Annotated in this window: 13 protein-coding genes; all 13 read right to left on the bottom strand. The window is 47.2% G+C overall.

Going from position 1 to position 11,888, the window contains the following annotated elements:
- Nucleotides 1–8 precede the first annotated feature (8 nt).
- Nucleotides 9–467, bottom strand: a complete 459-nt coding sequence (locus tag AC0VZ8_RS12575; protein WP_260069198.1) for a hypothetical protein — start codon at nucleotides 465–467, stop codon at nucleotides 9–11.
- Nucleotides 464–955, bottom strand: coding sequence for an RNA polymerase sigma factor (locus AC0VZ8_RS12570; protein WP_071218426.1), 492 nt, complete (start codon nucleotides 953–955; stop codon nucleotides 464–466). The genes AC0VZ8_RS12575 and AC0VZ8_RS12570 overlap by 4 nt, the downstream gene beginning before the upstream one ends.
- Before the next feature lie 235 nt (nucleotides 956–1,190).
- Nucleotides 1,191–2,015, bottom strand: a complete 825-nt coding sequence (locus AC0VZ8_RS12565) for a lysostaphin resistance A-like protein (protein WP_475487040.1) — start codon at nucleotides 2,013–2,015, stop codon at nucleotides 1,191–1,193.
- Nucleotides 2,016–2,078: 63 nt separating this feature from the next.
- Nucleotides 2,079–3,113, bottom strand: coding sequence for a phosphotransferase enzyme family protein (locus AC0VZ8_RS12560; protein WP_475487039.1), 1,035 nt, complete (start codon nucleotides 3,111–3,113; stop codon nucleotides 2,079–2,081).
- Between the two features lie 144 nt (nucleotides 3,114–3,257).
- The gene (locus tag AC0VZ8_RS12555; RefSeq protein ID WP_071218363.1) at nucleotides 3,258–3,527 is read right to left on the bottom strand and encodes a CD3324 family protein; all 270 of its coding nucleotides are present in this window, start codon (nucleotides 3,525–3,527) and stop codon (nucleotides 3,258–3,260) included.
- A gap of 282 nt (nucleotides 3,528–3,809) precedes the next feature.
- Nucleotides 3,810–4,466 (bottom strand): HAD family hydrolase, encoded by a 657-nt coding sequence (locus AC0VZ8_RS12550; protein ID WP_475487038.1) that lies wholly within the window; start codon nucleotides 4,464–4,466, stop codon nucleotides 3,810–3,812.
- A 27-nt stretch (nucleotides 4,467–4,493) separates the two neighbouring features.
- Entirely contained in the window at nucleotides 4,494–5,183 is a 690-nt protein-coding gene (locus AC0VZ8_RS12545; protein ID WP_475487037.1) for an HAD family hydrolase, read from the bottom strand.
- Nucleotides 5,184–5,326: 143 nt separating this feature from the next.
- Entirely contained in the window at nucleotides 5,327–6,076 is a 750-nt protein-coding gene (locus AC0VZ8_RS12540; RefSeq protein ID WP_475487036.1) for a DnaD domain-containing protein, read from the bottom strand.
- Between the two features lie 18 nt (nucleotides 6,077–6,094).
- On the bottom strand, nucleotides 6,095–7,390 hold the full coding sequence (gene asnS / locus AC0VZ8_RS12535; RefSeq protein WP_194541967.1) for an asparagine--tRNA ligase: 1,296 nt from the start codon (nucleotides 7,388–7,390) through the stop codon (nucleotides 6,095–6,097).
- 30 nt (nucleotides 7,391–7,420) lie between these two features.
- Entirely contained in the window at nucleotides 7,421–8,629 is a 1,209-nt protein-coding gene (locus AC0VZ8_RS12530; RefSeq protein WP_071218368.1) for an acetate/propionate family kinase, read from the bottom strand.
- Complete coding sequence (locus AC0VZ8_RS12525; RefSeq protein WP_071218369.1) at nucleotides 8,626–9,498, bottom strand: 3-hydroxyacyl-CoA dehydrogenase family protein; 873 nt, start codon at nucleotides 9,496–9,498, stop codon at nucleotides 8,626–8,628. The genes AC0VZ8_RS12530 and AC0VZ8_RS12525 overlap by 4 nt, the downstream gene beginning before the upstream one ends.
- Nucleotides 9,499–9,632: 134 nt before the next feature.
- Nucleotides 9,633–11,135, bottom strand: coding sequence for an AAA family ATPase (locus AC0VZ8_RS12520; protein WP_071218370.1), 1,503 nt, complete (start codon nucleotides 11,133–11,135; stop codon nucleotides 9,633–9,635).
- On the bottom strand, nucleotides 11,128–11,661 hold the full coding sequence (locus AC0VZ8_RS12515) for a hypothetical protein (RefSeq protein ID WP_071218371.1): 534 nt from the start codon (nucleotides 11,659–11,661) through the stop codon (nucleotides 11,128–11,130). The genes AC0VZ8_RS12520 and AC0VZ8_RS12515 overlap by 8 nt, the downstream gene beginning before the upstream one ends.
- Nucleotides 11,662–11,888 lie beyond the last annotated feature (227 nt).

Raw genomic sequence — 11,888 nt, 5'->3', positions numbered from 1 at the left:
CTTTTTTCTTATCTGGACATTAGCTGGTCAAGCCAGCCCGTTGTTTTTTCTACCCATTGCTCACTGTAGGAGGGTGTTTCGGATAATGGAACATCATGATTCATTTCGCCGGGAAGAAGTCGGTCAAATGCCCCGGTGAAGAGAAACAGCATGGTAATGGAGGCGGCAATGGTGTAATGGACGATCGCGCGTTCGTACCATCGCTTCGGACGTTCCTGAATCCGCAGCGGTGCTCTATGGGTGTATGGCTTAATTTGTGCGTGCTCCACCACCTGCTGCGTAAATGTTTCCGGGTCTGACAGGCCAGGGAGTTCGGAATCAAGCTCCGCCAGTACCTGCATGTAGATCTCCAGCACGCTGTCATCCGATAACATGAGCTCTTCATAAGAAGACCGTTCTTCTGCCGAGCCTTCTCCTCTAACATATCGTGCCGTCAGCATCTTAAGCTCGTTATCCTTCACGTTCATTTCCATTCCTCCTCCTTCCAAGATTTCCGAATCCATTGTCTGGCCCGGTATAATTTCGATTCCACCGTCTTGACCGTGACATCCAGCTCGGCTGCGATTTGTTCGTAATTTTTCTCTTCCAAATAAAAAGCCGTTATAATAGCGCGGTGATTGTCCGGCAATTGTTTAATTTTCTCTCGAAGTTCCTCTCTTCTCTCCTTATGTACGAGCAGAGAAACCACGTCTTCGTCCCGGGAAGGGAGTTTATCCAGCACTTCATCATGTTCGCCGTGCAGCTGCTCCGGCGGTTTACGGGAAAGCTTCCTCTTCATATCAATCGCTTTATTTAGCGTGATGCGTGTAATCCAGGTTTTAAAGCCTTCAGATCGGTACTGGGGGAGAGCTTTGTATACTTGAATAAACACTTCCTGCGACGCATCTTCCGCTTCCTTGGCATCCCGCAGGACCGAGTATGCCGTATGGAACACGTGCTGGCTGTAATGGTTCACCAGTTCCCGAAAGGCTTCTTGATCACCTTGCAGGATGCGCGTGATTAACGTTTCAGCATCAATAACTCTCCCCTCCTTCCCAAATACATAGACGTCAGCTTTGAAAGCTGCCCCTGCACTTTTTTCAAAAAAATTTTTGATAATTATAAAACTAGACCAACATTGCTTGTCCCATAGTCTGCCCATACCGGTCAAAACAAAAAAAGAACGTCTATCGACGCCCTTCTTAGGAAGGTTACAGGATCATGCCGCTAAGAACAAATAAAACATTCATCACAAAATGCATAACCATCACGGGAACCACCCCTTTGGAACGAATAGCCACGCCACCCATCATGATACCAAAGATTGAAAACAGCAGACAAACCGGCCATGAAAAACCAAGGTGGTAGTGGTATAAACCAAAGGTAACTCCGGTGATGACAAGCCCTTTCAGCTCACCGAATCCACTTACAAAATGACTAAGTATGTATCCCCGCCACAGCAGCTCCTCAAGGACGGCATTGATCAGCGCAAATGATAGTGCATAACCGATAAGAACGAGAAAATGCGGCTGTCCCCAGTCAATAAAGAATGAAAAAATGGAGCAGACGACAACCAGGAAAATGAGCATGAAACGCCAAATCGGGTCTTGAACCGGGCCTTTGAATATCCATGGGAAATAAATCGTTGTTCCCCATGAACCCGTGGCAAGGTATAACGGTTTTTTCTTGGTTAACATGGCCGCCAGTACAAAGGGTAATACAAATAATATCAGGCTTAACCTCGATAGGATGATGGCCCAGGCATCGTGCCCCGCTAATCCATGTTTGATGATTTCACCAGAAGAATGATAGAACATATAACCTATCACCATGATAAGAGCCACGATGGCCGTGTCATTTATCTGAATCGATATCTTGCGTACGCTTCGTAGCTTGCACAATGTATATATTAACAGGATTAGTCCGATTCCCCACGCCGCGGATAGAAGGAATGATGTCCTTTGAACCCATACGATGGTGGCAATCATGATGATCAAGCAGGTGATAAATTCACCTGGGCGGTTCGTAACTTGCAAGCTGTTCTCTCCCATTCTGTATCACGTATTATGATATCATGATACCTTTCTATTATGGCCGGATCAACTAGAGATTGGTGCATCGTCTATTTCTATGGGCTCTACCACATTCAGCAGAAACGGGCGTCCGTGCAAATATTCATGAATATATGCTAGGGCATAGATTTGCTCACCCTTTATACTTTCTGTCTCTCTTGGATTGGAGGCATGGTGGCTATAATTCTCCATCATAATCATGATGAAAAAACACTCCAGAGACTGAAAATAATCCGATCCCAACGACCGTATGCTTTCATATCCTTGAAGCACTTTAAACCGTTGGTACGGAACAAGTGATAACATAACCGCCGCCAGATCGTAGAGAAAAAAACCATAGCCACATCTACCGAAATCAATCGGGTGAGGAACTTCCCCTTCAAATACCACATTCCCCAAATGCAAATCGGCATGAATAAGACCATAGTTGTAATCATCAGCCTTCATATGATCAAGCTGGGATATAACTTTTTCAGCTGCGAGTTGATACAGTGACCATGAGACTTCCGACAAAAAAGTTCCCGCATATCGTTCCAGCTTGGCGAGCGCTTTTCTATAACTGTTCATCCCCCATACGGGCTTACGAAGATCAGAGGATCTTTTGAAGCCAAGTGCAGCATCATGCAGTCTGGCAATCAAGACACCTACCTGATAAGCTTGATCTTCTGTAAGTGCTTCATGGGCATGCACACCCTCCACCCATTTCATCACGGTGATATGGGTGGAGGTGAATCCATCCTCCGTACCGATTTTCAACCATCTTAACCCACTTGGAGTGGTTATACCTGTCGGCACTTTGATACCTGCTGTAATAAGGGTATCCAGGAATTGAAGCTCCAGGTCTATTTCATTACAGGACCGTCGATCCGAATGAATTCTCAATAAGTATGTTTCATTTAAGCTCGTCCTAACTTTATATGTAATCGTGTCCGAAATACCGATATATTCAATCTTAACCCAGCTCAGGTTATATTGCTGAAGTGCCGATATTGCAACCCTTTTGGCTTTTGCGAGCAGCGCACATCTTTGTTCTTCTGTTACAAATTGAAAAAAATCATTCATGTACTCACCTCTGCTCTATGGTTTGAACGTTCTTGAATGATTATAATTGCTCAGCAGCTGTACTTCCTATATAGCGATTGGTTTAAAATGACTTTTATACATAAGAAAAAGCCACATCAGAATCAGTTCCAATGTGACTTTCCGTTACTTGTTTTTGGTATAAACAATTTTTTTGATGGAATCGCAGGATAAACAAAATTGAGAAGAAAGCTGGTCAATCGTAGCGCCCGACGCAAACAACTGCCGGATTTCCAGGTTTCTTTTTTTCAAATACACCCGGCTGCCCGAGTTTTCTCCCCATTTCTTGCGTAACCCTTCAGGTTTCGGGATATACACCATCCCGCCCTGTACATATTTCTGTACTTCCTTCAACAATTCCTCTGGAAGGATAATATCCGCGTTTATATATTTCATGGTAGCTCTGCTCCTTAAAATTAAAATAAGGTTTTAAGGATGCAAAGTCCATTAGATAAACGGCCTCTCTACACGAGGTAATCAGGCGGTAACTTTCTCATCGCTCCATGCAAACAACCGCCGTTGTTCATCATATAGACTTTGCATAGAGCACATCTGCAATCTTCCCATCATGATCTTACCCCTCCCTTCACAAATTATGACATTCCGACTGGTTATGACCATTATAACCGATGTTAAGCGAAAAATCGAAGGGCTCAGTCTCATCCTGATAAGCCGATATTAAACCGCTAAGCTTGCAAACGACCGAAGCATTTCCTCCACGGTTTTAAAATAATAGGTGGGCTCGCATGCCGCCAGCTCCTCTTCGGAACCATACCCATACCCTGCAGCAATGCTGTGTATCCCGCAGTTCCGCGCTCCAATCAGATCATGCTTCCGGTCTCCAATCATAACGGCTTCCGATGTATGAATCCGGCATGTATCCAGAACGTGCTGAATGATTTCAGTCTTGGCGGACCGGGAACCGTCCAGTTCGCTCCCGCACACCATGGAAAAATAAGCGGATAGCTGAAAATGCTCAAGGACCGTTTCGGCAAAAACCGTAGGTTTGGAGGTAGCGACATACAAGCGGCGCCCTTGGGATAACAGCAAACCCAATAGCTCACGTATTCCACCATACACCTCATTTTCATAAAGGCCGGTGTCCTTATAATATTCACGGTAGCTCAATACGGCGCCCCAAGCCTCGGCTTCACTAAAATGATATTTTTCGGTAAAGGTCGCCTGGAGCGGAGGACCGATAAAACATTCCAGCTCGGATAGATCGTTTACGATAATCCCATGCTGACCGAGTGCATAACTTACGGCTTTCGTAATGCCTTCACGCGGATCAGTCAAGGTGCCATCCAAATCAAATAAAATATGATTGTATCTCATTAGATTATCCTCCTCCATGCATGATTCCTAAGCCAGATCCTTGATCTCCAGGAGATCCCTGATCATATAAGCAGGACGATGATGATCACTTAAAGGGGTACCCCGGCGATTATAATAACAAAAATCAATTCCGGCTCTCGTTGCTCCTTCATAATCATCCGTAAGCGAATCCCCTATGTATAACACCTCGCCTGGACCTACCGCCAATTCCTGCAATGCGAGTTCAAAGATCTGCGGGTCCGGCTTCCAGCACTTCACCTCATCCGAAATGATGAAGGAGTCAAAATAATGAAACAATCCTCCTGTTGTCAGGCGTTTACGTTGTGCTTCGCCAATGCCGTTGGATATGACCCCCAGCGCAAAATCGCCATGCAAGTGTTCCAAAATATGGTCGGCATTTGGCTCCATATGGTTGGAACTGCAAAACAACCCCCAGTAGGTTTCCGATATCTCCCGGAATTGATTGAACTCCCGTCTCAATCTTAGGAAGGTATCCGTGAAGGAATGCTCCAGCACCTGCCTAATATCGTGATTGTTCTGAATTCGGTTCACCCAATAATTAAAATTAATCGGTCCAAACGTGCTCCAGAATTCCTCCCACGTCAGATCCTCATGCAGCCGGTAGTGCTCCAGTGCTTGCTGCATGCATGTCCTTTCACTCTGACTATAGTCTAATAACGTGTTATCCAGATCAAAAATAATGGCCTTGTATCTCATCTCCAACTCCCCTTCTAGCGTGCTGCACCTATATCCATTCGTTGATCCGTAGAAGTTCTCCTGCTAATCATAGGACTTAAACTGCATGAATAGAACAGATCATGCACACAAAAAAGCACGCCCGTAGCGGACGTGCTTCTGATCTATCTTCCGATATTTCTAAATTTCTGCGTATAGGCTTTGGCATCCTGTGCGGTACGCACCCGATTGCGGCTCCATTCAAGCAGGATCCGGTCAATGTAGCGGAAATGCAGTTTGCCCGCAAATACCGCTTCTTTCAGAGCCAATAGGATCAACTCGTCCGGATAGCGATCCGCATCAACCCAGCCGGAGATCGTTTCCAGCTCCATGGGCGACAGCGGGCGGCCAAACTCTTTTTCGAAAATGGTGAACAAATTCCGCTCTTCCTTCTCAGGAACAGAATTCCCCGAAACAGCTGATTTGCTGGTAGCAGGGCGGGCATTCAAAAGCGGTGACGCAAACTTGGTTCCTTCAGGGGATTTATCTTTGTGCTCTTCAGCCAGACATGAAGCGAGTTTTTCATACAATCCGTGGAGATTGTAGCGCTCGTAATGAATCCCCTGTGTTTCGTCAACATACTCATCAATCCCGATCAGCCCTACCTTCATCAAGCGCTGCAAGCTGGTAGCGATGAATTCAGTGGGAGCCCCCGTCACTTCCGCAAGCTCCTCCAGCGAAGGAAACGCCTTGAACTCCACCTGCTGATAACCAATCAAATGAATGACCAGCATGGCTTCACGGTCGCTTAAACCAAGTGACCGGTAATGCTTGAGCAAGGCATAAGGAATGATCGCCATTCCTTGGCTCATGCCGGCAGCGGCGCCGGCCGTCCACCCATTCACGCCTGTGTCCACGTTACCGGCGTGGTCCATAGACTCACCTCTCACGGCTTACGGGTACAACCGGTACAGAGTCCGTGGGAACGGAATCGTTTCACGCACATGGTCCAAACCGCAAATCCAAGCAACGGTACGCTCAAGACCTAGACCGAAGCCGGAATGAGGAACGGTGCCGTATTTACGCAAATCCATATACCATTGATAGGTTTCCATCGACAGATCATGCTCCTTGAAGCGCTCTTCAAGCAGCTGCGGATCGTCGATCCGCTGCGATCCGCCAATAATCTCGCCATAACCTTCCGGAGCGATCATATCCGCACACAGAACGACTTCCGGACGATTCGGATCCGGCTTCATGTAGAAAGCCTTGATTCCCGCCGGGTAATGGGTAATAAAGACCGGCTTGTCATACTTCTCGGCAATGGCCGTTTCATGTGGCGCGCCAAAATCCTCACCCCAAGGAATATCGAAATCTTGCGTATGCAGGAATTCAATGGCCTCATCGTACGTAATCCGCGGGAATGGTGCCTGGATCGCCTCCAGCTTCGAAATATCGCGACCGATCGTTTCAAGCTCCTGGCGGCAGTTTTTAACCACGGATTGCACCACATGACTAATGAACTGCTCCTGTACCTGAAGGCTCTCCTCATGGTCCGTGAAGGCCATCTCAGGCTCAATCATCCAGAACTCGATCAGGTGACGGCGAGTTTTGGACTTCTCGGCACGGAACGTCGGACCGAAGGAATAAACCTTACCGAGCGCCATAGCGGCAGCTTCCATGTATAACTGCCCACTCTGGGTCAAATAAGCATCCTCATCAAAATACTTCGTGTGGAACAGGTTCGTTGTACCCTCCGCGGAAGTTGGGGTCAAAATCGGCGGATCCACCAGCGTAAATCCGTTGGAATCAAAGTAATCTTGAACCGCGCGGATAATTTCTGCACGGATTACCATGATCGCACGTTGTTTCTGGGTGCGAAGCCACAGATGACGATGGTCCATTAAGTAATCGACACCATGCTCTTTAGGCGTAATCGGATAGTTTTCCGTAAGATGTATGATTTCAATGCCGGTAACCGTCATCTCGTAACCCGATTGGCTCCGCGGCTCTTCACGTATTACACCCGTCACATACAACGAGCTTTCCTGTGTCAGGCTTTTCGCGTCATCCCATACTTGTTCGGATACTTCACTCTTCACAACAACACCCTGGATATATCCGGATCCATCGCGAAGCTGCAGGAATTGGATCTTTCCGCTGGAACGCTTGTTGTTGATCCAGGCGCCGATCGTGACGGTCTCACCGACATGCTGGTTGACGTTACGAATCACACTTTTGGTGGCCATGCTTAAATCTCTCCCTTATATCACTACTATTTAACGGTTGGAAGCTTGTACGATACGATGCGTATCCCGAGCAATAACCAGTTCTTCGTTGGTAGGGATCACAAGTACCTCGACCTTCGAATTCGCCGCAGAAATACGGCGTGGCTCGCCGGAACGAATGCTGTTCAGCTCCTCATCCAATTCTACTCCGAGATAGGTAAGCTGCTCAAGCACTCTTTGACGAAGAACGACCGAATTCTCGCCGACGCCCGCAGTAAATACGATGACATCCACGCCATTCATGACGGCCGCGTAAGATCCGATGTATTTACGAAGGCGATACTCATACATTTCAAAGGCCAATGTGGAGTTCGGATCGCCTTTTTCCATGCCTTCCGTAATCTCACGCATATCACTGCTGATTCCGGAAATCGCCAGCAAGCCGCTGTGCTTGTTCAGCATGGAGTTCACTTCATTGACGGTCAGCTCTTCCTTATTCATGACAAACGGTACGATTGCAGGGTCCAAATCACCGCTGCGCGTACCCATCATGAGCCCTTCCAGCGGGGTCATCCCCATGGAGGTATCGATGGATTTTCCGCCTTTTACTGCTGTCAGGGAAGCACCGTTACCGATATGGCAGGTTATGATCTTCAGATCCTCCAGCGGCCGGTTCAGGAATTCTGCCGCTGCCTGGCTGACATAGGCGTGGGACGTGCCATGCGCACCGTAACGACGTACTTTATATTTATTATAAAGTACTCTCGGAATAGCGTACAGGTATGATTTCTCCGGCATCGTCTGATGGAACGCCGTATCAAATACAACGACCTGCGGGACGCCCGGCATATTGGTTTCTGCTGCTTTAATCCCCATCATCGATGCGGGATTGTGAAGTGGAGCCAAATCGAACAAGCGGCGGATTTCCGCTTTGGCGTCACTGTCAACGAGCGCGGATTCTTTAAATGACTCCCCGCCGTGCACGACGCGGTGTCCAACGGCCTGAATGCTGCCGATGGAATCGATCACGCCATGCTCCTCGTTCGTGAGCATGCCCAGCACTTTGCGGATGGCCGTGGTATGCTCCAAAATTTCGCTGACTTCGGTTACATCCTGTTTTCCCGTCGGCTTATGCGTCAGAATCGAGGAATCCATGCCGATCCGTTCGACCAAGCCTTTTGCCAGCACGGATTCATCCGTCATGTTGTACAGTTGATACTTCAGTGAAGAACTGCCTGCATTAATTACGAGAATATTCATACCCGGTCACCATCCTTATCGTACTTGAAAAAGCCTTCTCCGGTTTTAACGCCCAGTTGCCCTGCCCGGACCAGTTTCTTCAAGACAATCGATGGACGGTATTTCAGTTCGCCGTACTCGCGGAACATGCGCTCCAGCGCAGCGAGAATGGAATCCAAACCGAAACGGTCGGCCATCTCAAGCGGTCCATGCTGGAAGTTATACCCGATTCTCATTGCGTCATCGATATCCTCCGCCGAAGCCACGCCCTCTTGCAGCAAATGCATCGCTTCATTGATCATGAGGGTAATCATGCGGGTTGTAACGAAACCTGGAGACTCATATACCATGATGCCTTTTTTATCCGAAACTTCTTCAACAAAGCGCTTCGTTTCCGTAAACGTATGATCGGAAGTTTTCAGACCGCGGATGATCTCAACAAGGTCTACCTTCGAAACAGGATGAATGAAGTGCATGCCAATAACACGCTCAGGATATTTGGTAGAGCTGGCGAGCTCCGTCAAACTAAGCGTGGATGTATTACTTGCTAATATCACATGGCTCGGACATACTTGATCAAGCTGTGTAAAGACCTCTTTCTTCGCTTCCAAGTCCTCTATAATGGTCTCAATCACCATATCGCAGGTGCTAAGCTCGGCAAAATGAGTTACTTTTTGAATCCGGTTCAGTATCAATTTCTTCTCTGCCTGGGTAATTCCCCACTTCTCCAATTGTTTATCTAGACTGGTCTCGATCATTCGGTATGAATAGTCCAGTTTCTCTGGAGTTTTCTCTACGAGCAGTACGTCAAGACCTTTGGCTGCCAGCATCTCCGCAATGCCCTGCCCCATAGTCCCGCCGCCTACGACGCCGATTTTTTTGAAGTACATGGTTTCTACTCCACCCTTTCCTTATCTCTATACTTTATTGTACCCCATTTGTCGAAAAATACATTTTCAGAGCACAAAGTATAATAATATCTTAGCACGACAAAAAAGTAAAAAAAAATAACCAGCATAACAATTTATGCTGGTAAAAGCGCGTTTTCACGAAATTGACAACGAAATTGTTCCCCCGAGAGAATTTCTTCCTTCAACAGGATATCAAGAGAATTGTCGAATATTGGCCGTTTCTGTTCCAAGAGATTCTTGGTGCGGTTCATTAACTCTTCCAAAATCACATTATTCTCTTTCATTAACTCTTCAGTTGTTACCATGTTCATGTTAACAATGCCCAGCGACGTCAAACCTGACTTCATCATCGTCTCCACGATGTTCAGCGATTGCTCAAAGTCATTGCTTGAACCTGTGCTTCGGCCTCCGTAAAAGATCTCTTCGGCGGCCGCACCGCCAAGCGCGATCATAATTTGCTCTTCCAGGAAGGTTTTCGTGTATAGATATTGTTCCTCCTGCGGATTATGACGAACATAACCTAGCGCTTTACCACGCGGGCTGAGTGCAACTTGCTTCACACTGCCGGGACGCACAAGCTCTGCCATAATAGCATGTCCCAATTCATGTATGGCAACGCGCTTCTTCTCTTCCAAATTCGATTCACGGTCGGAACGCTCACCCATCATTACCTTGTCAATCGCCATGGACAAATGACGCTGATGGATAAACTGTTCATTCTCGCGCATCGTGTAAATGGCCGCTTCATTCATGACGCTCTCGAGTTGTGCGCCCGAGAAGCCGTATGCTTCCTCGGCGATTTTCTCCAAGTCAACATCTTCATGCAACGGCTTATTGCCCGCATGCAGATTCAAGATATGAGTACGTCCCTTCTTATCCGGCAGATCGACCTGAATGTGACGGTCGAAACGCCCTGGACGCAGCAGTGCGCTATCCAGCATTTCTTTCCGGTTTGTCGCGGCAATAACCAGAATACGAGGAGTATCCTGCGAATAGATGCCATCCATCTCGGTTAGCAGCTGATTCAGCGTCTGGTCGTACTCGCGCTGCTGGCCGCCTTCGCGTTTACCGCCAATGACATCGATCTCATCGATGAAGATAATGGCGTTTTGCTTGTTTTCCTTTGCCGCACGGTTACGGGCATCTTTGAACAAATCCCGGATGCGCCCTGCACCAACACCGACATACATCTCAACAAATTCACTGCCGGATGCAGCAACAAAGATCGAATCCGTGTAATGGGCAGCGGCTTTAGCCATCAACGTCTTCCCTGTTCCCGGAGGCCCGGTGAGAAGAATGCCCTTCAATGGACGAATGCCGAATTTCTTAATGTCTTCATGACGAATCAGAAAATCCAGTGCTTCACGCAGCTCTTGCTTGGCATTATCCTGCCCGCCGATTTCTTCGAACGTCAGCTTGGCAGGTCCGCTCTTTTTCCGCTTCCGCTCATTCGCTGCGCCTACAGCGATGCCGCCCTTCATCTTCGCGATAAACAACAAGCCGCCTACAAGTGCTGCAGCGATGAGCAAGGGCACGATGTTCACGCCGACAAACACAAGGAATACCAGCAAAACCGGAATAAAGCCTAACATGATTTCTTTAGCTAATTTAGGCATGATTCCACACCTCCATGTTGCCAGACTGACGCGGCAAGATTATAAATTTACCAGACTTGCCGTCTGACAAGCTGACATAGACGTTGGTGTCATCAATCGTTGCTTTAGCTTTCAAATTCGGAGACTGGGCAGCAAGCTGCTCGAGCGATGATTGAATATCGGTATACTGCTTATTATCCATCGCTTCAGCGACTGACAGCATCGCCTTCTCCCACCATTGATCCAGTGCTTCCGAGGAATGGTCCTCCACCTGGATTTTCAATTCCCGATTGCCAATCACAGACTTGCCTTCCTTCTTAATATGCTGGACCAGGCCTTGCAAATTTGTATCCGGAGCCAAATCAAGATTCAAAGTAACGGTATTCTGTTTAATATCTATATGTGAATCCTTCACGCCGTCATATTGTGACACAACATTGGCCAGCGGATTTTGCAAAGCCATCTGCCGATACAGAAACCATCCGCCAAAGAGAACCGATGCTGAGATCACGACAGTCAGCACGATAGGTACAATGCGTAGTTTCATGAAGTTCCTCCTTCATTTCTGTATGAAATTTTGTCTATCATGTTGCAACACAATAATACATATAACAACGATATATAGGGATGCATGTAGTTTATATGCTCATTTTGTACAAGTATGAGTATATCACATCTTATATACTTTTTCATGCATGTCTGTGAAAATATTTAGAACAGTTTTTCCATATTATTTCTGAATACGCTTACAATTATAGAGAAATAAGAGAGGAA

The organism is Paenibacillus sp. QJM3NY_38 (assembly GCF_056173265.1).
The sequence above is the reverse complement of the archived record's forward strand: the minus strand, read 5'-3'. Positions and strand labels throughout refer to the sequence as shown.

Excerpts from the sequence above, each read along its gene's own strand:
- AC0VZ8_RS12575 (WP_260069198.1), bottom strand. The coding sequence starts at position 467 with ATGAACGTGAAGGATAACGAGCTTAAGATGCTGACGGCACGATATGTT.
- AC0VZ8_RS12560 (WP_475487039.1), bottom strand. The coding sequence starts at position 3,113 with ATGAATGATTTTTTTCAATTTGTAACAGAAGAACAAAGATGTGCGCTG.
- AC0VZ8_RS12555 (WP_071218363.1), bottom strand. The coding sequence starts at position 3,527 with ATGAAATATATAAACGCGGATATTATCCTTCCAGAGGAATTGTTGAAG.
- AC0VZ8_RS12550 (WP_475487038.1), bottom strand. The coding sequence starts at position 4,466 with ATGAGATACAATCATATTTTATTTGATTTGGATGGCACCTTGACTGAT.
- AC0VZ8_RS12545 (WP_475487037.1), bottom strand. The coding sequence starts at position 5,183 with ATGAGATACAAGGCCATTATTTTTGATCTGGATAACACGTTATTAGAC.
- AC0VZ8_RS12540 (WP_475487036.1), bottom strand. The coding sequence starts at position 6,076 with ATGGACCACGCCGGTAACGTGGACACAGGCGTGAATGGGTGGACGGCC.
- asnS (WP_194541967.1), bottom strand. The coding sequence starts at position 7,390 with ATGGCCACCAAAAGTGTGATTCGTAACGTCAACCAGCATGTCGGTGAG.
- AC0VZ8_RS12530 (WP_071218368.1), bottom strand. The coding sequence starts at position 8,629 with ATGAATATTCTCGTAATTAATGCAGGCAGTTCTTCACTGAAGTATCAA.
- AC0VZ8_RS12525 (WP_071218369.1), bottom strand. The coding sequence starts at position 9,498 with ATGTACTTCAAAAAAATCGGCGTCGTAGGCGGCGGGACTATGGGGCAG.
- AC0VZ8_RS12520 (WP_071218370.1), bottom strand. The coding sequence starts at position 11,135 with ATGCCTAAATTAGCTAAAGAAATCATGTTAGGCTTTATTCCGGTTTTG.
- AC0VZ8_RS12515 (WP_071218371.1), bottom strand. The coding sequence starts at position 11,661 with ATGAAACTACGCATTGTACCTATCGTGCTGACTGTCGTGATCTCAGCA.